The organism is Actinomadura macrotermitis (assembly GCF_009604375.1).
GTDB classification, from domain to species: domain Bacteria; phylum Actinomycetota; class Actinomycetes; order Streptosporangiales; family Streptosporangiaceae; genus Spirillospora; species Spirillospora macrotermitis.
In genome coordinates this window covers 597,315-618,432 of record NZ_WEGH01000004.1, presented here as the reverse complement: position 1 = coordinate 618,432, position 21,118 = coordinate 597,315, and the positions used below count along the sequence as shown (strand labels likewise).

At 74.3% G+C, this 21,118-nt stretch carries 19 protein-coding genes; 9 read left to right on the top strand and 10 right to left on the bottom strand.

All coding sequences use genetic code 11. The features are described 5' to 3' along the window. Nucleotides 1-97 precede the first annotated feature (97 nt). Nucleotides 98-682, bottom strand: coding sequence for a YbhB/YbcL family Raf kinase inhibitor-like protein (locus ACRB68_RS31470; RefSeq protein ID WP_153538865.1), 585 nt, complete (start codon nt 680-682; stop codon nt 98-100). A gap of 391 nt (nt 683-1,073) precedes the next feature. Here ACRB68_RS31470 and ACRB68_RS31465 point away from each other — a divergent pair, with 391 nt between their 5' ends. Further along, nucleotides 1,074-2,435 carry an NAD(P)/FAD-dependent oxidoreductase gene (locus ACRB68_RS31465; RefSeq protein ID WP_153538863.1) on the top strand — a complete coding sequence of 454 codons (1,362 nt, stop codon included), beginning with the start codon at nt 1,074-1,076 and terminating at the stop codon, nt 2,433-2,435. 100 nt (nt 2,436-2,535) lie between these two features. Beyond that, nucleotides 2,536-5,736 carry an ATP-binding protein gene (locus ACRB68_RS31460; protein ID WP_328595020.1) on the top strand — a complete coding sequence of 1,067 codons (3,201 nt, stop codon included), beginning with the start codon at nt 2,536-2,538 and terminating at the stop codon, nt 5,734-5,736. Here the strand turns inward: ACRB68_RS31460 and ACRB68_RS31455 are convergent. Then, nucleotides 5,725-6,384, bottom strand: coding sequence for an NADPH-dependent F420 reductase (locus ACRB68_RS31455; RefSeq protein ID WP_153538861.1), 660 nt, complete (start codon nt 6,382-6,384; stop codon nt 5,725-5,727). The genes ACRB68_RS31460 and ACRB68_RS31455 overlap by 12 nt on opposite strands. A gap of 99 nt (nt 6,385-6,483) precedes the next feature. On the opposite strand from ACRB68_RS31455, the gene ACRB68_RS31450 reads away from it, so the two are divergent. The 3 genes from ACRB68_RS31450 to ACRB68_RS31440 all read left to right on the top strand — a co-directional run bounded on the left by ACRB68_RS31450 (nt 6,484) and on the right by ACRB68_RS31440 (nt 8,853). Next, entirely contained in the window at nt 6,484-6,822 is a 339-nt protein-coding gene (locus tag ACRB68_RS31450) for a winged helix-turn-helix transcriptional regulator (RefSeq protein WP_153538859.1), read from the top strand. Nucleotides 6,823-6,916: 94 nt separating this feature from the next. Continuing rightward, nucleotides 6,917-7,993, top strand: coding sequence for an NAD(P)/FAD-dependent oxidoreductase (locus ACRB68_RS31445; RefSeq protein WP_153538857.1), 1,077 nt, complete (start codon nt 6,917-6,919; stop codon nt 7,991-7,993). After that, complete coding sequence (locus ACRB68_RS31440; RefSeq protein WP_328595019.1) at nt 7,990-8,853, top strand: RNA polymerase sigma-70 factor; 864 nt, start codon at nt 7,990-7,992, stop codon at nt 8,851-8,853. Before ACRB68_RS31445 ends, ACRB68_RS31440 begins: the two co-directional genes overlap by 4 nt. Nucleotides 8,854-8,886: 33 nt before the next feature. On the opposite strand, the gene ACRB68_RS31435 is transcribed toward ACRB68_RS31440, so the two are convergent. From ACRB68_RS31435 to ACRB68_RS31425, 3 genes are read right to left on the bottom strand one after another with little or no spacing between them, the layout of a single operon-like run. Beyond that, nucleotides 8,887-9,291: a nuclear transport factor 2 family protein gene (locus tag ACRB68_RS31435; protein WP_153538855.1), complete on the bottom strand. Its 405-nt coding sequence runs from the start codon at nt 9,289-9,291 to the stop codon at nt 8,887-8,889. 53 nt (nt 9,292-9,344) lie between these two features. Next, nucleotides 9,345-9,866 carry a hypothetical protein gene (locus ACRB68_RS31430; RefSeq protein WP_153538853.1) on the bottom strand — a complete coding sequence of 174 codons (522 nt, stop codon included), beginning with the start codon at nt 9,864-9,866 and terminating at the stop codon, nt 9,345-9,347. A gap of 13 nt (nt 9,867-9,879) precedes the next feature. Further along, entirely contained in the window at nt 9,880-10,527 is a 648-nt protein-coding gene (locus ACRB68_RS31425) for a maleylpyruvate isomerase family mycothiol-dependent enzyme (protein ID WP_153538851.1), read from the bottom strand. Between the two features lie 97 nt (nt 10,528-10,624). Here ACRB68_RS31425 and ACRB68_RS31420 point away from each other — a divergent pair, with 97 nt between their 5' ends. Beyond that, nucleotides 10,625-11,065: a MarR family winged helix-turn-helix transcriptional regulator gene (locus ACRB68_RS31420; protein WP_328595018.1), complete on the top strand. Its 441-nt coding sequence runs from the start codon at nt 10,625-10,627 to the stop codon at nt 11,063-11,065. 65 nt (nt 11,066-11,130) lie between these two features. Here ACRB68_RS31420 and ACRB68_RS31415 read toward each other — a convergent pair whose 3' ends face one another. Together ACRB68_RS31415 and ACRB68_RS31410 are read right to left on the bottom strand one after the other, a co-directional pair. After that, nucleotides 11,131-11,940 carry an ABC transporter permease gene (locus tag ACRB68_RS31415; protein ID WP_153538849.1) on the bottom strand — a complete coding sequence of 270 codons (810 nt, stop codon included), beginning with the start codon at nt 11,938-11,940 and terminating at the stop codon, nt 11,131-11,133. Then, on the bottom strand, nt 11,937-12,929 hold the full coding sequence (locus tag ACRB68_RS31410; protein WP_153538847.1) for an ATP-binding cassette domain-containing protein: 993 nt from the start codon (nt 12,927-12,929) through the stop codon (nt 11,937-11,939). The genes ACRB68_RS31415 and ACRB68_RS31410 overlap by 4 nt, the downstream gene beginning before the upstream one ends. A 222-nt stretch (nt 12,930-13,151) precedes the next feature. Between ACRB68_RS31410 and ACRB68_RS31405 the strand changes: the two genes are divergently transcribed. Together ACRB68_RS31405 and ACRB68_RS31400 are read left to right on the top strand one after the other, a co-directional pair. Next, nucleotides 13,152-13,703 (top strand): PH domain-containing protein, encoded by a 552-nt coding sequence (locus tag ACRB68_RS31405; protein WP_328595017.1) that lies wholly within the window; start codon nt 13,152-13,154, stop codon nt 13,701-13,703. Further along, nucleotides 13,700-15,136: a PH domain-containing protein gene (locus tag ACRB68_RS31400; protein WP_328595016.1), complete on the top strand. Its 1,437-nt coding sequence runs from the start codon at nt 13,700-13,702 to the stop codon at nt 15,134-15,136. The genes ACRB68_RS31405 and ACRB68_RS31400 overlap by 4 nt, the downstream gene beginning before the upstream one ends. 53 nt (nt 15,137-15,189) lie before the next feature. On the opposite strand, the gene sepH is transcribed toward ACRB68_RS31400, so the two are convergent. Beyond that, a complete protein-coding gene (gene sepH / locus ACRB68_RS42215) occupies nt 15,190-17,052 on the bottom strand; it encodes a septation protein SepH (protein WP_268890500.1) in 1,863 nt (620 codons plus the stop codon). Between the two features lie 444 nt (nt 17,053-17,496). Here sepH and ACRB68_RS31390 point away from each other — a divergent pair, with 444 nt between their 5' ends. Further along, nucleotides 17,497-18,429 (top strand): hypothetical protein, encoded by a 933-nt coding sequence (locus ACRB68_RS31390; protein ID WP_153538845.1) that lies wholly within the window; start codon nt 17,497-17,499, stop codon nt 18,427-18,429. 50 nt (nt 18,430-18,479) lie between these two features. Here ACRB68_RS31390 and ACRB68_RS31385 read toward each other — a convergent pair whose 3' ends face one another. Both ACRB68_RS31385 and ACRB68_RS31380 read right to left on the bottom strand, forming a co-directional pair. After that, nucleotides 18,480-19,790 carry a D-arabinono-1,4-lactone oxidase gene (locus tag ACRB68_RS31385; RefSeq protein WP_153538843.1) on the bottom strand — a complete coding sequence of 437 codons (1,311 nt, stop codon included), beginning with the start codon at nt 19,788-19,790 and terminating at the stop codon, nt 18,480-18,482. Between the two features lie 9 nt (nt 19,791-19,799). Continuing rightward, nucleotides 19,800-21,014, bottom strand: a complete 1,215-nt coding sequence (locus ACRB68_RS31380; protein WP_328595015.1) for an MFS transporter — start codon at nt 21,012-21,014, stop codon at nt 19,800-19,802. Between the last annotated feature and the right edge of the window lie 104 nt (nt 21,015-21,118).

Sequence of the window (21,118 nt, the reverse complement as noted above, 5' to 3'; positions counted from 1 at the left end):
CCGGACGGTCCCTCGAACCGGTCCGTCCGCCCCTGTCCGCCCGGTCTCCCAGGTCGATTTGTCCGACATTGCGCCCGATGGCCCCATGGAGAACGCGCTACCTGGTGCCGAAGTTCCCGGTGATCCGGCCCCGGGCCACCGTGTGCTTGGCGATGGCGCCGAGCGACTCCTTGAGCGGGGCGCCGTTGGCGAACGGCGCCGGGCTGTCCAGGGCGTAGATGGTGAACCGGTACCGGTGCCGTTCGCCCTTCGGCGGGCACGGCGGCGTGTAGCCCACCTTCTTGCCGGTGTTGAGACCCTCGATCGTCTTGTCCAGTTGCGCGCCCTCGACGAGCTCCTGCTTGTTGCTGTCGATGCCCGCGTACACCCAGTGCACGTAGGCGCCGTCGGCGGCGTCCGGGTCGTCCATGACGATCGCGAACGACCGGGCCTTGGTCTGGGCCCCCGCCGACCAGCGCAGCGGCGGGGTCTTGCCCGGCCCGCCAGAGCCAGAGTACGTCGTGCAGCCGAACCGCGTGGGCAAGTCGCCGCCATCGCGGAACACCGGGCTGGTCACCGTGAACCACTCGGAGAGTTCGGCGCTCTTGTTCTCCGGCTGGCCGATCAGCCCGCAGCCGCTCAGCGCGACGGTGAGCGCGGTAGCGCCCACCGCGGCCAGCGCGGGTCGCCGGTCTCTGCTCATCTTAGATTCGCTCCCGGGCGAGATCGTACGCCGCGCGTCGCCGGATCGGCCGGGCCCGGCGGGCCCGTCTCCGGTGGCGGCGGCTCGCCGGCCGCGCTCCCTTCTGGTCCGGGCCAACTTTAGACGCTCGGGCGGGGTGGAACGGGTCTTTCCTCCCGTGCGGCGCGGACGCCTCCGGAGAAAGCTGCTGTGATGTTCGTCATGCACCTTTTACCCAGAAACGTCCGAAATTAAGGGAAGGAGTGGGGAAGTTCACGCCCTGGGCACGCTCCACTTTGCCGGGAGCGGAAGTTTCGCTGTTCTTTCGTGGGTTCCGGTTGGCATTGGGGACGTTCCATCGGCTAGCTTGTGAATGTCTTCACAAGCCGACCGTGAACATTGGAGGGCCGCTATGGCCAGGACCGCCGAGGGGACCCCTGGCGCTCCCCACATCCTCATCGTGGGTGGCGGCTATGTGGGCATGTACACCGCGCTGCGCCTGCAGAAGAAGCTCAAGCGCGAGCTGAAGCGAGGCGAGGTCAAGGTGACCGTCGTCGACCCGAACGCGTACATGACGTACCAGCCGTTCCTGCCCGAGGCCGCCGCGGGCAACATCTCCCCGCGCCACGTCGTGGTGCCGCTGCGCCGGGTGCTGGACCGCTGCACCGTGCGCAACGCCCGCGTCACCGAGCTCAACCACGACGAGGGCTGGGCGATCGTCCAGCCGCTGGCCGGGCCGCCCGAGCGGATCTCCTACGACTACCTGGTGATGGCCGCCGGCGCCGTGCCGCGGATCCTGCCGATCCCGGGCCTGGCCGAGAACGGCATCAGCCTGAAGACCGTCGGCGAGGCCATCCACCTGCGCAACCACATCCTGGAGCAGCTGGAGATCGCCGAGTCCACCAACGACCAGGAGATCCGCCGCAAGGCGCTGACCTTCGTGTTCGTCGGCGGCGGCTTCGCGGGCGTGGAGGCGGTGGCCGAGCTGGAGGACATGTCCCGCGACGCCACCAAGTACATGCGCAAGGTGAGCCCCGAGGACCTGCGCTTCGTGCTGGTCGAGGCCGCCGACCGCATCCTGCCCGAGGTCGGCCCGGACATGGGCAAGTGGACCGCCGAGCAGCTGCGCGGCCGCGGCATCGACGTCAAGATGAAGACGTTCCTGCAGTCGGCGGTGGACGGCCAGATCGAGCTGTCGGACGGCAGCAGCTTCCCGGCCGGCACCCTGGTGTGGAACGCCGGCGTGAAGGCCGCCCCGGTCGTCAAGCACACCGACCTGCCGCTGAACGAGCGCGGCCAGGTCAAGGGCACCGAGTACCTCACCATCGAGGGCATGGTCCGGGCGTTCACCGCCGGCGACAACGCGGCGATCCCCGACCTCACCCAGGAGGGCATGTTCTGCCCGCCGAACGCCCAGCACGCGCTGCGGCAGTCCAAGGTGCTGGCGGCCAACATCGTCCGCTCGCTGCGCGGCAAGTCGCTGAAGCCGTACGTGCACGGCAACCTCGGCGCGGTCGCCGGCCTCGGCCTGCACAAGGGCGTGGCCAACCCGCTCGGCTTCAAGATCAAGGGCTGGCCGGCCTGGCTGTTCCACCGGACCTACCACGGTCTGATGGTGCCGACCGTCAACCGCAAGATCCGGGTGCTGGCGGACTGGACGCTCGCCCTGGTCTTCAAGCGCGAGACGATCTCGCTCGGCTCGGTGGAGCGCCCGCGCAGCGACTTCCAGCTCGCCGCGGTCGAGGACGCCAAGCCGAAGGAGAAGGCCGTCTGAGACGCCCCCTCCTGGCACCAGGCGCCCCGGCGGTCCTCGCGACCGCCGGGGCGTCCGGCGTCCGGGCCGGGGCGCGCGCCCGATAGGACACAATCGGGACGTGCGGATCGGGATCCTGGGGCCGGTGGAGGTCACGGCCGGCGGCCGTCCCGTCGAGATCGGCGGGACGCGGCTGCGCGTGCTGCTGACCCTGCTCGCGCTGGAGGCGGGCCGGCCCGTCCCGTCCGGCCGGCTCATCGACTCGCTGTGGGGCGAGCAGGTCCCCGCCGCGGCCCCGAACGCGCTGCAGTCGCTCGTCTCGCGCCTGCGCACGGTGATCGGCCGCGAGTACCTGGAGTCGCGGGCCGGCGCGTACCGGCTGGTCCTGCCGCCCGAGGCGGTCGACGCCCACGACTTCGAGGCGCGGCTGGCCCGTGCCCGCGCGCTGGCGGACCCGGCCGATCGCGCGCGGGAGCTGCGCGAGGCCCTCGCGCTCTGGCGGGGCCCGGCCCTCGCCGACGCCGCCGGGCAGCCGTTCGCCGAAGGCCCGGCCGTGCGGCTGGAGGGGCTGCGCCGGGCCGCCCTGCTGGAACGCCTCGACGCCGATCTGGCGCTCGGCCGCCACGCCGCGCTCATCCCCGAGCTCGAGGCGCTGACCCGGGACGACCCGCTGTCGGAGCCGCTGCGGGCCCGGCTGATGCGCGCCCTGTACGCGTCCGGGCGGCAGGCCGACGCGCTCGCCCAGTACGAGTCGGCCCGCGCGGCCCTCGCCGACGCCCTCGGCGTGGACCCCTCGCCCGAGCTGCGCGACGTCCACCTCGCGGTGCTGCGCCACGACGCCGATCTCACGCCCGCGGCCCCGGCCGACGGCCCGCGCGGCAACCTGCCCACCCGCTTGACCAGCTTCATCGGCCGCGACGAGGACCTCAAGCAGGTCGCCGGGCTGCTGGAGGAGGGCCGCCTGGTCACCCTCACCGGCCCCGGCGGCGCCGGCAAGACACGGCTGTCGCTGGAGTCGGGGGAGCGGCTCGCCGGCAGCGCCCCCGACGGCGTCTGGTTCGTCGGGCTCGCCCCGGTCGAGGATCCCGCCGAGGTCCCCTCCGCCGTGCTGACCGCGCTCGGCCTGCGCGAGACGGTGCTGCTCCCCGCGGGCCGCGGGCGGCTGGCGGTGGCCGACGCCGGCGACCCGCTGGACCGGCTGGCCGCGGCGCTGCGCGGCAAACGGCTGCTCCTGCTGCTGGACAACTGCGAGCACCTGCTCGACGCCGCCGCCCGGCTGGCCGACCGCCTCCTGGCCGGCTGCCCCGGCGTGCGGATCCTGGCGACCAGCCGCGAACCGCTCGGCATCACCGGCGAGACGCTGTGGCCGGTCGAGCCGCTGGAGCCGCCCCCGCCGGACGCCGGCACCGGCACGGCGGCGGCCTACCCGGCGGTCCGGCTGTTCGCCGACCGCGCCGTCGCGGTGTCCCCGCGCTTCGCGGTGACCGGCGCCAACGTCGCCGACGTCGTGCGGATCTGCCGCGCGCTGGACGGCATGCCGCTGGCGATCGAGCTGGCGGCCGCGCGGCTGCGCGCCATGTCGCCGGCCCAGATCGCGGCCCGCCTCGGCGACCGGTTCCGGTTGCTGAACGCGGGCAGCCGCACCGCGCTGCCCCGCCACCAGACGCTGCGCGCCGTCGTCGAGTGGAGCTGGGACCTGCTGGACGGCCCCGAACGGGCCCTGTGGCGGCGCCTGGCGGTCTTCCACGGCGGCGCGACCCTGGAGGCCGCCGAGGAGGTCTGCGCCGGGCCGGAGCTGGACCGCGCGGACGTCCTGGACGTGCTGGCCGCCCTCGTCGACAAGTCCCTGGTGCTCACCGACACCGCGGTGGACCCGCCCCGCTACCGGATGCTGGAGACCATCCGCGCCTACGGCCTGGAGCGCCTCGCGGCGGCGGGCGAGGAGGAGGCGGTGCGGCGGCGGCACGCGGCGGCCATGGTCGGGCTCGCCGAGGCCGCCGAACCGCACCTGTTCCGCGCCGGGCAGCTGGAGTGGCTGGCCCGGCTCGCCGCCGACCACGACAACCTGCAGGCGGCGCTGCGCTGGGCGGCCGGCACCGGCGACGCGGCGCTCGCCGTCCGGTTCTGCGCGGCGCTCGGCTGGTACTGGTTCCTGCACGGCCGGCTCGGCGAGGCGTCGGAGAACACCACGCTCGTGCTCGCGATGCCGGGCCTGCCCGCGGACCAGACGACCGCGGTCGCCTTCGCGGTCGGCGCGATGACCATGCTGGACAGTCAGCGGCCCAAGTCCCCGGCCGGCGACTGGCTGCGGCGCTCCAGCGAGATCGCCGGGGAGCTCGCCGGCGAGCCGCTGCGCCCGGTGCTGCGGCTCTCCCTGGCCGCCGCCGAGCTGTACGGCCTCGGCTGGGACGAGATGTCGATCGACGTGCTGGACCCCCTGATGGACGATCCCGACCCGTGGGTGCGCGGCATCGGCCACTTCATCCGCGCCCAGTTCCTGCTCAACTTCGCCAGGACCGAGGAGCTGGCGGAGCAGTTCGGCCGCGCCCTGGCCAACTTCCGGGAGGCCGGCGACCGCTGGGGGCTGTCGTTCACCATGACCGGCCAGGCCGAGCTGCTCGGCCGGGCGGGCCGGTACGCCGAGGCGGCCGCGCTCTACCGGGAGTCGATCCGCCTGGCGAGCGCCCTCGGCGGCACCATGATCATCTCTATCCACGCGAAGCTGGCGAACGTGCTGGACCTGGCGGGCGACGGAGCGGGCGCCCGCGCGCTGCTGGCGGAGGCGTTCCCGGCGGCCGAGCGGAGGGGCACGTCCGAGGACCTGGCCCTGCTGCACTACCAGTACGGCGAGTTCGCCCGCCGCGCCGGCGACCTGGAGGAGGCCCGCCGGCGCCTCGCCCGCGCCGAGGAGCTCGTCGCACACCTCATCGGCCCGCCCCAGTTCCGCGCGATGGTGCTCACCACCCGCGCCCTGACCGACCTGGCGAGCGGCGCGGAAGAGCAGGCCCGGCAGCGGCTGGCGGCGGCGCTGCGCGACGCCGTGACGTCCCTGGACTACCCGATCACCGCGCAGGTCCTGGCCGGGTACGCCGCCCTGGCCCTGCACGACGGCGACCCGGAACGGGCGGCGGTGCTGCTCGGCACCGCCGACGCCGTCCGGGGCGCCTGCGACCTGTCACTGGCGGACGCGCTGGAGACCGGGGCCGCCGCCCGCGACGCCCTCGGCGCCGCCGCGTTCGAGGCCGCCCACGCGCGCGGCGCCACCCGCACCTTCGATGACGTCCTCACCGAGTTCGGCGTGGAACGCCCGTCACACCGGTAGGCCCGCGCGGGCGACCGAGAAGTTGAAGTCGCCCGTCCCGAGGACGCCGTACAGGCGCACCCACAGCAGCACCAGCGGCTCCAGCGCCCGCGCGGCGGACAGGTCGCCGAGGTCGAGGATCTGCCCGTCGCCCCAGCCGAAGGACCGCAGCAGCTCCTTGACCTCGGCCTTCGCCGCCTCGTCGTCGCCGCAGACGAACACCTCGTGGTGGCCGGGCACCCGGGACGGGTCGACCATCACGGTGTTGTTCATGGTGTTGAGCGTCTTGACCACGCGCGCCTCGGGGAAGGCCCGCTGGAGCCGCTCGGCGGCGCTGCCCTCCTCGGGGACGACGAGCGCGGGCGGGAACCCGGCGGAGAAGTCCAGCGGATTGGACACGTCGATGACGGTCTTGCCGGCCAGGTTCGCCGCCCCGGCGGCGGTGAGGACGTCCAGCGAGACCAGCCCGCCGGTCGCGTTCACGATCAGTTCGGCGCCCTCGGCCGCGTCCGCGAAGGTGCCCTGGGCGCCGCCGTTCTCCCGCGCCCACCGGACGGCCGTCTCGTTGCCGGCCGTCCGGGAGCCGAGCGTGACCTGGTGGCCGAGCCCGGCGAGCCGCCCGGCGATCCGCTGACCGACCTCTCCGGTGCCGAATACCGCGATCTTCATGGGTCCCCCTCATCGGTTAGCGTGTGCAGCCGACGCTAGGGCGTGGAGCGCCCGGCCGACAGAGGGCACCTTGACGTGCCCTTCCGGGAAGGGGCGCGGATGGGCCTGGTGATACCCGACGTCCTGGCGGAGTCGTGCGCCACCCGCCAGGCCCTGGAGCGGCTCGGCGCCAAGTGGCGCATCCTGCTGGTCTACGCGCTGCTGGACGGCCCGCACCGCCCGGCCCGGCTCCGCGACCGGCTGCCGGGCATCACCCAGAAGATGCTGACCGAGACGCTGCGCGGCATGGAGGCCGACGGGCTGGTGAGCCGGCACGTGTACAAGGAGTCGGCGCCGCAGCATGTGGAGTACGCGCTGACCGCGCTGGGGAAGTCGCTGCAGGAGCCCCTCGCCGCGATCTGCGCCTGGGCCACCGCCCACCCGGAGGCGCCCGCATAGCCGCCGCAGTGGCACAGGTCACTCCGCCGGCCCGTCACAGGCGGGCGGCCTGCGGCATCCCATGGGCGACTCGGTTCCACAGTGGGAGGCAGACATGCAGGTCGTGGTGGTGGGCGCCGGCTACGCGGGGACGATCGCGGCGAACCGGCTGGCCAGGAAGGTGCCGGACGCGCGGATCACGGTCGTCAACCCGCGGCCGGACTTCGTCGAGCGGGTGCGGCTGCACGAGCACCTCGCCGGGAGCGGCACGGCGGCGATCCCGCTCTCCTCGATGCTCCGGGAGGGGATCGCGACGCGGATCGGCACCGTCGCCAAGGTCGGGGACGGGAGCGTCACCCTGGACGACGGCACCGGCCTGGACTTCGACCACCTGTTCCTCGCCGTGGGGAGCACGGCCGTGCCGCTGCCGGGCACGGTCCCGGTGGGGGCCTGGGAGGGCGCGGAGCAGGCGCGCGGCGCGCTGGCCGGGCTCGCCGCCGGGAGCGTCGTCACCGTCGTCGGCGGCGGGCTGACCGGTGCCGAGACGGCGTCCGAGATCGCCGAGGCCAGGCCGGACCTGCGGGTGCGGCTGGTGGGGGAGGGGATCGTGCCGACCCTCTCGCCCGGCGCGCGCGACCGGGTGCGCGCCGCCCTGAGGCGGCTGACGGTGGAGATCGTGGAGGACACGGTCACCGAAGCACCCGCCGGCGCCGTGCGCCTGCGGTCGGGCGGGGAGCTCCCCTCCGACCTGTCCCTCTGGGCGATCACGGCGGACATCCCCGGCCTTGCCCGGCGGAGCGGGCTGGACGTCAACGCCGAGGGCCGCGCGATCGTGGACGAGTACCTGCGCAGCGTGAGCGACCCCCGGGTCTTCGTGGTCGGCGACTGCGCGGCCGTCCCCGGTGCCCGCCTGGCCTGCGCCACCGCCGCGCCGCAGGGCGCGCACGCGGCCGATACCTTGGCCCGCATGGTCGACGGACGCGGGCCGAGGCCCTTCTCCATGGGCTACGTCGGCCAGGCCGTCAGCCTCGGGCGGCGGGACGGGCTGCTGCAGGTCGTCCGCCGCGACGACTCGATGCGCCGCCTGTACGTCGCCGGGCGCGTCGCAGCCGTGACGAAGGCGCGGGTGGTCGCCTACGCCAGGTACGGCTCCCGTACCGCCCGCTACGCCTGGCTGCCGGGGCCGAAGTGACCGGCCCGGACGAGTTCACGGCGCACCGCCCGCTGCTCTTCTCGATCGCCTACGAGATCCTGGGCTCGGTGGCCGACGCCGAGGACGTGCTGCAGGACGCCTACCTGCGCTGGCGCACGGTCGACGCCGCGTCGGTGCGGAACCCGCGGGCCTACCTCGCGCGGATCGTCACCCGGCAGGCGCTCATGGTGCTGCGCTCCGCCGCCCGCCGGCGGGAGGAGTACCCCGGCCCGTGGCTGCCCGAGCCGCTGGCGACCGGACCCGACGGCGTCGACCACGTGCTCACCGGCGAGGCCGTGACCACCGCGATGCTGCTGGTCCTGGAGACGCTGACGCCGGCCCAGCGCGCGGTGTTCGTGCTCCGCGAGGTGTTCGACTTCGGCTACGCCGAGATCGCCGCCGCGGTCGGCAGGTCCGAGGCGGCGGTGCGGCAGCTCAACCGGCGCGCCCGCGACCACGTCCGCTCGCAGCGGCACACGGCGGTCGCCTCGCCGTCCGAGGCGCGCTCGGTCGCCGAGCGGTTCTCGGTCGCCGCGGCGACCGGCGACGTCCAGTCCCTGATGGACGTGCTCGCGCCCGACGTGGTCTACATCGCCGACGGCGGCGGCATCGTGACCGCGGTACGCCGCCCCGTGCACGGTCCCGACAAAGTGGCCCGCCTGGTCGTCGGCCTCCTCGCCAAGGGTGCCCGGATGGGCGACATCGACCTGCGGGTCGGCATCTACAACGGCATGCACTCCGTGGCGGTGTTCGTCGGCGGAGCCCTGGACCAGGTCACGTCCATCGAGGTCGGCGACGGCGTCGTGACGGCCGTCTACAGCGTCCGCAACCCCGAGAAACTCACCACCGTGAAGATCTGACGGAAGCCCCTGGTCCGGCGGTCCGCCGGGCGGTCAGTCGCCGAAGTAGGCCTGGGCGACGGCGTAGCTGTCCTCGTAGAGGTGATAGCGGGTGATCAGCCCGTCCTGGACCGTGGCGTGCAGGGCGAACGCCGTGTCGATGTCCCGGCCCGTCTTCTTGACCTGGGAGACCATGCGCCCGATGAGCACGACATCGTCGCCCTCGGCGATGACCTGGCGCAGGTCGAACTCCTTGGCCTGCACATGGGTCTGCAGCAGCTCGAAGAACGTCCGCATGTCCTCCGCCGAGTGGACCTCCGGCACCCACGGAATGCCGGGCGGGTGCGGGATCGAGAACGACACCGAGTCGGCGAACAGCGCCGCTGCCTCCGCACTGTTCCCCTCGGCGAGCAGCGGGAACAAGCGCTGCACGGTCTGCGCCGGTGAGTCTGTTGTCATGCGTGCCGACCCTACACGCCGGATATGCGGGTGCGAGCCCGTCAAGCCCTCGTTCAAAAGCGTGCTCGGGCCTCGGCTCGCATCAGGGGTTCCTCCCTGGCCATCCGGAAGCCGGGGACGGCGAGCAGGGAGCCGGGGACCGCGATCAGGGCGCAGACGACCAGGCCGTTCAGGACGATCCGGACCGACGCGTCGGCGTCGTCGGTGGCGAGGGCGCGCAGGAGGTAGCGCGTCAGCACGTACAGGGCGACGGTGACGACGAGGTAGCCGCTGATGACCAGCAGGCGGCCGAGGCGGTCGCGCAGGCCGCGGCGGCGCGCGCCGCGCCACAGGTAGCGGCCCGCGGTCAGCGTGGTGCAGCCGGCGATGACCACGGTGAACCCGTTGATCACCGGCGCCAGGTCGCCGCGGGCGTCCGGGACCGCGCCCAGGCGGAGGTCGCCGCGGGGGATCGCCTGGAAGGCGGTCAGCGCGCCGAACGCCATCAGGGCCACGCCGGCGATGATCAGGATCAGGCCGGCCAGCAGGAACAGGACGTTGGGCGCGGGCCTGGGGGAGGGGTGGTGAGCGGCCATCGCTCGGCTCCGTTCATGAGAGCGGTGAGGGGACGCGGGCCGCGACGACGGCGGTCCCGGGGCCGTCCAGCCGGGGCAGGGCGGCGGTGTGGCGGCCGGTCAGCAGCAACAGCAGCGCGGCGATCGGCCCGGCGGCCTCGGCGCCCTCCCCGGCGGTCCAGGAGGTGTCGGTGGCGGTGAGCCGGACGCCGTGCAGCCGCCGGCGCGCGTGGAAGGGGAACCCCATGCGCCACAGGACGCCGGCGGAGTGCCGGGCCGCCTCCAGGGGCACGGGGCGGGGGATGCCGAGGGGCACCGTGATGTCCTGGCCGTGGACCAGGACGTCGAGCAGGGCGTGGTCGAGGCGCTGGCCCGGGGCCAGGTGCCGGGAGCCTGCCCCCGAACGCAGCAGCGCGACCAGCTCGCCGGCCGGCCGGGCGGCCTCGCGGAGGGCGGTGTCGCGCACCATGCGGTCGAAGCTCCCGCGCGCCCGGGCCAGCGCCAGCGCGGTCTTCCCCGGCCCCATGCGCGGCCCGAGGCCGAGGTGGGCGGCCACCTCCCGGACGGTCCATCCTTCGCAGAGCGAGGGGTGCGCCCACTGGTCGGCGGTCAGCGTGGCGAGCAGGTCGGCCAGGCCGGCCCGCTCGTCGGCGATGACCTGCCACTTCGCGGCGTCCCGCATGATCGTCCTCCGGGGAAATGGTACGATATTCGTACCGAACTGGTCAGCCTCTCTGTCTAAATTAATCAGAACCTCTGACTAACGTCAAGGAGTCGACGTGCCCGACGAACCGCCGCTCGCGGTGCTGATGTTCATCGCCCACCGCGCCACCGAGACGCGGGTCCTGGCCGCGCTGGCCGCGGCGGGCATCGACGACATCACCCCGGCGCAGGCGCGGATCCTGGCCCGGATCAACCCCGGCGGCACCCGGCTGAGCGAGCTCGCCGAGGCCGCCCAGGTGACCAAGCAGACCGCCGGCTACCTGGTCGACCAGATCCAGGCCGCCGGGTACGTGGAGCGCACCCCCGACCCCGCCGACGCGCGCGCCCGGCTCGTCCGCCTCACGGCCAAGGCCGAGGCGCTGCTGCCCGTCGCCGCCGCGGCGGTCGCCGAGGTCGAGGCCGAATGGACCGCCCACCTCGGCAAACGCCGGATGGACCAGCTGCGCGACTCCCTCGCCCGGCTCCGCGAGATCACCGACCCCTACCTGGACCGCTGACCGCGCGGACGCGAACGGCCCGGCCGCCTCTCGGGGGAGAGGGGGCCGGGCCGCCGGGGCGAGGGTCAGGCGCGGTTCTTGAAGGCGCGCAGGGACAGCGGGGCGAAGATGAGCGCGATGCCGACGCCCCAGGCCAGGGCGATCAGGGCGTGCTCCAGGACGGGGCCGCCGACGAGCAGGCCGCGCATGGCCTGGACCAGCTGCGTCACCGGGCTGTTGTCCATCACCCAGGCGAGCGGCCCCGGGACGCCCTTGGTGGTGGGGATGAACGCGGTGCTGAGGAAGCTCAGCGGGAAGATGACCACGAAGCCGAAGATCTGCACCTTCTCCGGCTCGCTGACCTTCATCGCGATGAAGACCGACGTCCAGGAGAACAGCAGGGCGAACGACAGCAGCAGCAGGAAGGCCAGCAGCACCGAGAAGGCGTCGGTGCCGACACGGAAGCCGATCAGCAGGCCGACCAGCAGCAGGATCGTCATCGACCAGGCCTGCTTGACGGTGTCGGCGATGATCCGGCCCGCCAGCGGCGCGCTGCGGGAGATCGGCAGGCTGCGGAACCGGTCGAAGACGCCCTTGGTGATGTCGGTGTTCAGGCCGAAGCCCGTGCTCATCCCGGCGAACAGGGCGTTCTGCGCGATGATGCCCGGGATGACGACCGGCAGGTACCTCTCGACGCTGCCGGCCATCGCGGGCCCGAACACGTAGGCGAACAGCAGCACGAACATGATGGGCTGGATCGACAGGTCCAGCAGCTCCATCGGGTTGTGCTTGATCTGCACCAGGTTGCGCCAGGCCAGGGTGAGGGTGTTGCGGACGGCGGTGCCCGGGGACACGCGCCGGCTGAGGGGCGGGGGCGCCAGGGTCGCGGTGCTCATGCCGAGGTCTCCTGCTTCGTGGCGGCCTCGGCCAGCTCGCCGGCCTCGGCGTCGATGTCGTCGGTGTGGTGCCCGGTGAGGGCGAAGAAGACCTCGTCCAGGCTGGACTTGCGCAGCGACAGCTCGCCGACGGCGACGCCGGCGTCGTCCAGGTGGCGCACGACCGCGGGCATCAGCGCCGCGTCGGTGATCGGCGCCGACACCAGGCCCTCGCGGACCTCGGGGGCGGTCTCGGCCAGCTCGCCGACGATGCGCGCGACCACGGCGTTGTCGGCCGCGCGCACCGGCCGCACCTCCAGCACCTGGCCGCCGACCTGCGCCTTCAGCTCGTCGGAGGTGCCGTGCGCGATGACCTGGCCGCGGTCGATGACCACGATGTCGTCGGCGAGCTGGTCGGCCTCCTCCAGGTACTGGGTGGTCAGCAGGACCGTGACGCCGTCGCTGGTGAGGCCCCGGACGATGTCCCACAGCCCGTTGCGGCTGCGCGGGTCCAGGCCGGTGGTCGGCTCGTCCAGGAACAGGATCTGCGGCCGGCCGACCAGGCTGGCCGCCAGGTCCAGCCGGCGGCGCATGCCGCCGGAGTAGGTCTTGGCGGCGCGCTCGGCGGCCTCGGTCAGCTGGAAGCGCTCCAGCAGCTCGGCCGCGCGGGCCTTGGCGTCGCGCCGGGGGATGCCGAGCAGCCGCCCGATCAGCACCAGGTTCTCGGTGCCGGTGAGCATCTCGTCCACGCCGGCGTACTGGCCGGTCAGGCCGATCAGCTGGCGCACCTGGTGCGCCTCCCGGACGACGTCGTGGCCGCCGACCTCGGCGCGGCCGGAGGTCGGTTCGATCAGTGTCGCCAGGATCCGGGTGGTGGTGGTCTTGCCGGCCCCGTTCGGGCCGAGCACCCCCAGCACCGTGCCCGGGGCGGCGGTGAGGGAGACGCCCGCCAGCGCCTCGGTCTCGCCGAACCGCTTCACCAGGTCCTCGGCCTGGATCGCGTAAGACATGTGGACTCCTCGGTTGGTGCCGCCGGACTCTCATGGGCTTGACGCTCTCGGCCTGCCAACGTTGCCGTGTCCGGTCGCGGAACGCATCCAGTTTTCCGGGGGGCTCTGGCAAGAACCTGGCATGCTGCTGGCCTTCACTGACACCGTCGCACAGGGGTCCGACAGAAATCACGCCCCGGGCGGTTCGCCGCCGCGGCGGCCCCGGCGCCTAGACTCGGGTGTGTGACAGCGGTGCGACGCGCCCAGGAACCCGACGGCGGCGGGCCGCGCTTGCGGCCTCCGGCGCACCGCGTCTCGCCCCGCGCCATCGCGCACTGGGCGATCGAGTACCTGCTGGCGTGGGGGCTGGCGCTCGGCCTGGCCTGGGGGTTGGCGGCCTGGGCGGGCGACTCCGGCTGGGCGGGGATGCCGGGCTGGCTGTCGGGCCGCATCGGGCTGCTGCCGGTCCTGGTCGGCGCCGCCGGCGTGCTCATGAGCGCGGTCGCGCCCGTCTGGCGGTACCGGGTGCACCGCTGGGAGGTCAGCGCCGACGTCGTCTACACCCGGACGGGCTGGTTCAGCCGCGAGTGGCTGCTGGTCCCGGTCGGGCGGATCCAGACCGTCGACACCAAGCAGGGCTGGCTGGAGCGGCTGCTCGGGCTGGCCACCATCAGGGTCAACACCGCCTCGCACGCCGGCTCCTCGGAGGTCGCCGGCCTCCCCGCGGACGTGGCCACCCGGCTCGCCGAGGACCTGGCGCACCGCGCCCACGACCTGCGCGACGACGCGACGTGACGGTCCGGCAGAGCGCGCCGCCGGTCCGGGCGCGGCGCCTGCACCCGCTGACCTTCGTCGTCGGCGCCGTCAAGGAGCTGGTCGCGCTGCTCGGCGCGGGCGCCACCGGCCTGCTGGTCGGCGGCCTGTCCACCGCGTTCTTCTTCACCCTCGGCGGCCTGGCGTTCGGCCTGCTGTTCCACATGGCGACCTGGGCGACGTTCAGCTACACCCTGCACGGCGACCGGATCGAGCTGCGCCGGTCCCTGCTCCGCCGGTCGGTCAAGACGATCCCGCGCGACCGGATCCGCGGCGTGGACGTCAGCTCCTCCCTCGCGCACCGCCTGCTCGGCCTGGCGATCGTGCACATCGACGCGGGCGCCGACGGCGGCGAGGGCGAGCTGAACGCGGTGTCGCGCCAGGACGCCGACCGGCTCCGCCGCGACCTGCTGAGCCGGGCCGCCGCGCCCGGACCGGCCGCGCCGCCGCGCCGCACGCTCGGCGGGATGCGGCCTCGCTGGTACCTGTACGCGCCGCTGAGCGGCGCCTACCTGCTCACCCCGTTCGCGCTGGCGGGCAGCGCCCTCGGCACCCTGTACAACCTCAGCGACGACCTCGGCCTGATCACCCGGGAGCGGATGGCGCGGCTCGGGCACGACGTGGTCGGCCTGCCCACCGCCGTGGTGATCGCGCTGGCCGTGGTGACGCTGGTCGCGATGCCGGTGATGTCGGTGATCGTGTTCACCCTGTTCCACTGGGACTTCACCGTCTACGCCCGCGACGGCTCGATCGTCGCCGAGCGCGGCCTGGTCACCCGCCGCAGCGTCGCGCTGGAGCGGCGGCGGATCCGCGGCGTGGAGCTGTCGGACAACCCGTTCGAGCGCCCGGCCGGGGTGACCCGGCTCGGCGCGCTGGTCACCGGCCTCGGCGACGCCGCGCAGCGGGGACGGCTGCTGCCCGCCGCGCCCCGCCGGGTCGCCGAGGAGCTGGCCGCCCGCGTCCTCGGCCCGATCCCCGGCCCGCTCCTCCCGCATCCGAGGGCCGCGCGGGGCCGCCGCGTCGTGCGCGCCGTCGCGCCGCCGGCGGGACTGGCCGCGCTCGCCCTGCTCGCGGGCCAGCCGTGGGTCGCCGGCGCGGGCGCGGCCGCCGCGCTGCTGGCGGTCCCGGTCGGCCTGGACCGCTACCGCCAGCTCGGCCACGCCACCGACGCGGCGCGGCTGACGCTGCGCTCGGGGTCGCTGCGCCGCCGCCAGGTGGTGATCGAGCACCGCGCCGTCGTCGGCTGGCGGATCCGCCAGACGCTCTTCCAGCGGCGGCTGCGCCTGGCCACCCTGGTCGCCGCGGTGGGCGCCGGGGACGGCGGCTACCCGGCGATCGACATGGCCGAGCCCGACGCGGTCGCCTTCGCCGCCGGCATCACCCCGGACTGGGTCGTCCCCTTCCTGGAGGACTGAACGCGCCGGGCCCCGCGCCCCCTTGAGGGGGACGCGGGGCCCGGCGGCTCCGCTCACTCGGGGCGGCGGGCCCCGAACATGATCTCGTCCCAGGACGGGACCGACGCGCGCTTGCCCTTGGCCTTGCGGCGGTTGTTGCGGGCGGGCCGCTGCGCCGCCGCGGCCGCGGCCGGGGTCTCCGAGCCGGCCGCCGGCTTCTCGACCGCCGGGCCGGGCATCGCCGGGCGCCCGGCCGCCTTCTTGGCCGCCGGCCGGGCCGCCTGGTGCTGCGGCCGCTGCGGCGCGGGCGGCGGGGACGGCGCGGGGACGACGGGCTCCTCGGGCGCCTTCTTCGCGGCGGGCGCCGGCTTCTTCTCCTCAGCGACCGGCTCCGGCTCCGGCGCGACCTCGGGCTCCGGAGCGGCCTCTTCGGCCGCCGCGGGCTCGGAACGCTCCTCCTCGGCCGGGCGCTCCGCCGCGACGGGGGCGTCCTGCTCGGGCTCCTCGGCCTCGGCGGGACGCTCCGCGGCGGCAGGGCGCTCGTCCCGCGCGTCCTCGGCGGCGGGGCGCTCCTCCTGCGCGGACGGCTCGGCGGCCTCGGGCCGCTCCGGACGCTCCTCCTGCTCGTCCCGCTCGGCTTCCGCGGGACGCTCGGCCGGGCGTTCCTCCTGCACGACGCGCTCGGGCTCGGGCTCGGGTTCGGCCGGACGCTCGCTCGCCGCAGGCCGCTCGGCCTGCACCGGGCGCTCCTCCTGCTCGGGACGCTCGGCCGGGCGCTCGGACGCGGCCGGGCGCTCCTCCTGGGCGGGACGCTCGTCCTGCACAGGGCGCTCCGCCGGACGTTCCTCCCGCACCGGACGCTCGTCCTGCGCGAGCCGCTCGACCGGCCGCTCGGCCTGCACCGGCCGCTCGGCAGGACGCTCTTCCTGCTCGGGCCGCTCGGCGGGGCGCTCGGCCTGCGCCGGGCGCTCCACCCGCGGGGCGAGCCGCTCGACCGGGCGCTCCTCCTGCACGGGCCGCTCGGCCTGCACGGGGCGCTCGTAGGCCGCCGGGCGCTCCACCGGGGCGGGCCGCTCGGGCAGGGGCGCCGGGCGCTCGATCCGGCGCGGCGCCGAGGCCGTCGGGAGCTCGCGCGCCGGGTGCTCCGGCTCTCCCGGCAGGTCGCGGGCGGTGAACGCGGGCCGCGAGTCGACCATGCGGCCGCGCTCGACGATGTACTCGCGCGGGTCGCCCTCGCCCGGCAGCCCGCGCGACGGCGCGGGCGGCGGCGCCGGCGCGATGTCACGGACGTCGGAGACGACCTTCATCGCGGGGCGGCGCGGCACCAGCGGCGTCACGGTGTCGGACAGGGCCTCGTCGTCCCACTCCACCGACGTCAGCCGCGCCGCGACCTCGTCCAGCGGGGAGACGTGCCGGCGGCGCGGGTCGAAGACCCACTCGGCCGCGTGCGGGCGGCCGCCCTCGAAGAACGACAGCCGGACGCGCCAGGTGCTGTCCTCGCACTTCCAGGAGTCCCACTCGGCCTCCTCCAGGTCGACGCCGCCCCGGCCGAGGCGCTCCTCGACGGTCTCGCCGAGCGGCGGCCCCGGCGTGGACTCGCCCGGCCTGCGCACCGCGACCCGCTGCGCCTGCTGGGCCATGTACTCGCGCTCCTGGAGCACGGGTCCCTCGAACCAGCGGACGCGTTCGACCGGGATCCCGGCCGACTCGGCGATCTCCTCAGCGGTCTCGCCGGACCGGATGCGAGCCTGGATCTCCTTGGGGCGCAAGGGACTCTCCACTTCGATCTCGAACTGGCCGAGGCGGGAGAAGTGCCCACGGACCGCCGCGCGCAGGCGGTCGTCTACGGGCAGGGTGAACCGGGTGCCTCTGCCCGCGGTGGCCAGGACGAGGTATGTACCGTCCTCGCTGACCGCGACGAGGCGCAGCTCCTGCATGCGTGTCCTTCCTGCCCTGCTCCTGACGGCACGGAGGGTGCCGGAACGGCCCTCCGCCACGAGCCCGCCTCACCGTGCTCGCGCCGGCCGGTCGTCCGATCCCCACCGAGGGCGCATGCGTGCCCTTCCCCCGGATTACCGAGTCTCTCTTTCGGACACACCTGCTGCCAGCACCGTACCCGGCATGTCCGAACATCGCCGCTCTCGAAGCCCTCTTCAGCCTCCTGAAGAGGGCACCTGACCTAGCTTGCCCGTGCTGAGGTCCGGCTGGGGTCGCCCTTCCTGATTCTTGTGGATCCTTTTCCACACTGTGCCGGAAGCACCGTGGCGACTCCAGTGTTTTCGGGTTGCTCTCGTCACGTCCGGGTACTGGAACACCCCGGGCACCCCGGTAGTTCGAGATGTGGGGGCAGTTGAGGTCAGCCGAATTGGGGGATTTGTTCTATGCAGCGCAAGCTGCCAGGGGTCAGCACGACACAACTGATCGCCAGCGGGACGGCCACGGCCATCGCCGCGGTGGGGGCGTCCTTCCTGGGGGTGTACGGGACGATCGCGGGCGCCGCGTTCATGAGCGTGGTGTCCACCGCCTGCACGACGATCGGCAAGCACTACCTGGACCAGGGCAGGGAGCAGCTCAAGGAGCGCACCCACCTGCACACGGCGGCGGGCCAGCGGCACGCGGCCGGGCAGGCCGCCGCCGAGGCGGTGTCCGCCGATCCGACCCGGACGGTCGCCTGGAGCCATGTCGGGGGCGACCCGAACGCCACCCGCCTCGACGCGGGGGCGGTCGCCTCCGACCCGAACACCACCCGGCTGGACGGCGCGCCCGAGCACCGCGTGGCGGGCGAGCTGGCGGACGACGCCGGCACGCAGGCCCTGCGGCAGGCCGCGGGACGGGCGGCGCTGGGCGACACCCTGGACTGGGTCAAGCGGCGCTGGCCGGTGCTGCTGCTCTCCTCGGTCGCGGTGTTCGCGGTGGTGATGGGCGGCATCACGATCGCGGAGAAGATCACCGACAAGCCGGCGTCGGGCTGGGTCGGGCAGAACAGGAGCACCGGTACCACGTGGGGCAACGTCGGCGGCGGCGGGCAGAAGGAGAAGCCCGCGCACACGCCGACCGTGCGGCCCACCGAGTCCGGCACCGGCCCCGCGACCCCGGCGCCCACCGGATCGACCGGCGGCGCCTCGCCGCGGCAGTCGCAGACACCGTCGGGCGGCACGTCGCCCTCGCCGAGCGTCGCCCCGTCCACGCCGGTGACGCCGCCGCCGAGCAGCGCGCCGGTCCCGACCGCGCCGAACAAGAGCCCTGACGGCGGCCAGGGCGGCGTCGGCGACCAGCCGGCCCTGCGCGGAGCGGACGGCACCGGCACCCGCTGACACGCCATGGAGAAGGCCCCGCCGGACCGGCGGGGCCTTCCTCGTGCGGGTCAGGCGCCGAACACCTGCGTGGTGTAGGGGTTGGCGAACCGGCGCTCGGGGTCCAGTTCGTCGCGCAGCGCCTGGAAGTCGCCGAAGCGCGGGTAGACCGTCTCCAGGTAGGACGCGTCGCGGGTGTGCATCTTGCCCCAGTGCGGACGGCCGCCGACCGAGGTCAGCAGCTCCTCGACGCCCTCGAAGTACTCCTGGTGCGGGTCCTTGTGGAACACGTGCACCGCGATGAACGCCGACCGCCGCCCGTGGGCCATGGACAGCCAGGCGTCCTCCTCGGGCAGCAGCCGCACCTCGATCGGGAAGCTGATCTTCCAGTCGTTCTTGTCGAACAGGGCGCGCAGCTCGCGCAGCGCCGGCACCAGGGCCTCGCGCGGGATGGCGTACTCCTGCTCCTTGAACCGGACGGTCCGCGGGCTGGTGAACACCTTGTAGGAGGTGTCGCTGTAGGTGCGGGCGCCGAGGACCTTGGCGGAGACGCCGTTGACGCGCGGGGTGATCGCCGGCGCCCGGTGCGTGGCCTGGTTGATCAGGCCGAAGACCGAGTTGGACAGGAACTCGTCGTCCAGCCAGTGCTTGAACCGCGACAGCGGCTCGGCCGGGCCGGGGACCCGGTTGTTGCGCTTGGTGAGGCAGCCCTCGGTGTGGGGGAACCAGTAGAACTCGAAGTGCTCGTTGGCGGCGTCGAACTCGTCGATCCGCGCCAGCACCTGGTCCCACTTCATCGGCTCCTCCTGCGCGCGCAGGATGAACGACGGGACGGTCTTCCAGGTGATGGCGGTGACGACGCCGAGGGCGCCGAGGCCGGCCCGGGCGGCGTCGAACAGCTCGGGCCGCTCGTCCGGCGAGCAGGTGACGGCGGAGCCGTCGGCGAGCACCAGCTCCAGGGCGGCGACCTGCGAGGCGAGGCCGGCGGCGTCGCGGCCGGTGCCGTGCGTGGCGGTCTGCAGCGCGCCCGCGACGGTCTGCTCCTGGATGTCGCCCATGTTGGCCAGGGCGAGGCCGTGCTCGTCCAGCACCCGGTTGAACCGGTGCAGCGGCAGGCCCGCCTCGACGGTGACCAGGCCGGTCGCGGTGTCGACGGAGCGCACGGCCGTCAGCCCCTCGGGCCGCAGCAGCACGCCCTCGGCGACGGCGGCGCCGGTGAAGGAGTGGCCGGTGCCGATCATGCGGACGGTGAGACCGTCGCCGGCGGCGGCGCGTACCTGGTCGGCGACCTCGCCCGTGCTGCGGGGGGTCGCGATGCGCTGCGGGGCGGCCTGCTGGTTGCCGGCCCAGTTCTGCCACGTCTGGTGGGTCACGGGGGACATGGGGGGATGCTACTCGGCAATCGTTTGTGAGGAAAGTTCACGTTTACTTATTTTACGTGCCCCGGCCAGGCCGAACACGGCCGCGGCCAGCGCGGCGCCCAGCGGGACCAGGAACGCCGCCCCCGAGCCGCGGGCGTCCACCAGCCGTCCCGACAGCGACGAGCCGAGCGCGACGCCCACCCCGACCGACGTCGACAGCACCGCGAAGCCCTCGGTGAGCCGCCCCGGCGGGACGAGCCGCTCCAGCAGCGCGTACGCCGGGATGATCGTCGGCGAGATGGCCAGCCCGGAGAAGAACACCACCACCATCATCGGCGCCAGCCGGTCCAGCAGGACGGGCGGGACCAGCATGACCGCGAGCACGACCAGGCCCACCTGGAACCGCCTGGCCAGCGGGGCGCGCCAGCGCCGCGCGCCGTACCAGAGCGCCGCGGTGCCGCTGCCGAGCGCGTAGCAGCCGAGCAGCACCCCCGCGAGCGCCTTGTGCCCCTGCTCCTCGGCGAACGCCACGCCGCTCACGTCGATCGCGCCGAACACCGCGCCGAGCAGCAGCAGCACCGACGCCAGCACGCGGACCGCCGGGTCGCCGAGCAGGCCGCTGCGCGCCGCGCCCGGCTCGCGGGGCCGGGGCGGCGGCTCGGTGCCGCGCTGCGCGGCGAGGGCGAGCGTGCCGGCCAGTGTGCAGGCCGAGGAGGCGACGAGGCCCGCCGCCGGGTGCACGCCGGTGGACAGGAAGGTGACCAGCAGCGGCCCGGCGACGAAGATGCTCTCGTCCACGACCGACTCGAAGGAGAAGGCGGTCTGCAGCCGCCCCGGGCTGCCGCTCAGCACATACGACCAGCGCGCGCGCACGCAGGCGCCCATGGAGATGATCGTGGCGCCCGCCACGGCGGCGGCGGGGAACAGGGTCCAGACCGGCGCCCGCAGCATCGTGAGGGCGATCAGCAGCGCGAAGGCCGCCGTGTTCGCCAGCACCGTCGGCACGATGACGCGCCGCTGCCCGTACCGGTCGGCGTAGCGCGCGCTGAGCGGTGCGCCCGCCGCGAAGGACAGGGACAGGGTGGCCGCCACCGCACCGGCGATACCGTACGATCCCGTAACTGCGGAAACCAGCAGAACGATGCCGATTCCGACCATGGACATCGACATCCGCCCGACGAACCCCGCGGCGACGAAGCGCCGGGCCCCGGGAACGGCGAGCAGTTCCCGGTACGGATTGGGCACGTGGGCCTCCCACCTCGGGAGGGTCGTGCTCCCGGTCCTGTTCTGCGACGTCAACGGCATGATCACGTTACCTGGGCCGGACAAGCGAATAATTCGGGTAACCC

What these genes read in the sequence shown, in the direction of transcription:
- ACRB68_RS31430 (WP_153538853.1), bottom strand. Translation starts at nt 9,866, where the DNA reads ATGGCCGCTCACCACCCCTCCCCCAGGCCCGCGCCCAACGTCCTGTTC.
- ACRB68_RS31410 (WP_153538847.1), bottom strand. Translation starts at nt 12,929, where the DNA reads ATGTCTTACGCGATCCAGGCCGAGGACCTGGTGAAGCGGTTCGGCGAG.
- ACRB68_RS31390 (WP_153538845.1), top strand. Translation starts at nt 17,497, where the DNA reads ATGCAGCGCAAGCTGCCAGGGGTCAGCACGACACAACTGATCGCCAGC.
- ACRB68_RS31465 (WP_153538863.1), top strand. Translation starts at nt 1,074, where the DNA reads ATGGCCAGGACCGCCGAGGGGACCCCTGGCGCTCCCCACATCCTCATC.
- ACRB68_RS31470 (WP_153538865.1), bottom strand. Translation starts at nt 682, where the DNA reads ATGAGCAGAGACCGGCGACCCGCGCTGGCCGCGGTGGGCGCTACCGCG.
- ACRB68_RS31450 (WP_153538859.1), top strand. Translation starts at nt 6,484, where the DNA reads ATGGGCCTGGTGATACCCGACGTCCTGGCGGAGTCGTGCGCCACCCGC.
- ACRB68_RS31425 (WP_153538851.1), bottom strand. Translation starts at nt 10,527, where the DNA reads ATGCGGGACGCCGCGAAGTGGCAGGTCATCGCCGACGAGCGGGCCGGC.
- ACRB68_RS31455 (WP_153538861.1), bottom strand. Translation starts at nt 6,384, where the DNA reads ATGAAGATCGCGGTATTCGGCACCGGAGAGGTCGGTCAGCGGATCGCC.
- ACRB68_RS31445 (WP_153538857.1), top strand. Translation starts at nt 6,917, where the DNA reads ATGCAGGTCGTGGTGGTGGGCGCCGGCTACGCGGGGACGATCGCGGCG.
- ACRB68_RS31435 (WP_153538855.1), bottom strand. Translation starts at nt 9,291, where the DNA reads ATGACAACAGACTCACCGGCGCAGACCGTGCAGCGCTTGTTCCCGCTG.
- ACRB68_RS31385 (WP_153538843.1), bottom strand. Translation starts at nt 19,790, where the DNA reads ATGTCCCCCGTGACCCACCAGACGTGGCAGAACTGGGCCGGCAACCAG.
- sepH (WP_268890500.1), bottom strand. Translation starts at nt 17,052, where the DNA reads ATGCAGGAGCTGCGCCTCGTCGCGGTCAGCGAGGACGGTACATACCTC.
- ACRB68_RS31415 (WP_153538849.1), bottom strand. Translation starts at nt 11,940, where the DNA reads ATGAGCACCGCGACCCTGGCGCCCCCGCCCCTCAGCCGGCGCGTGTCC.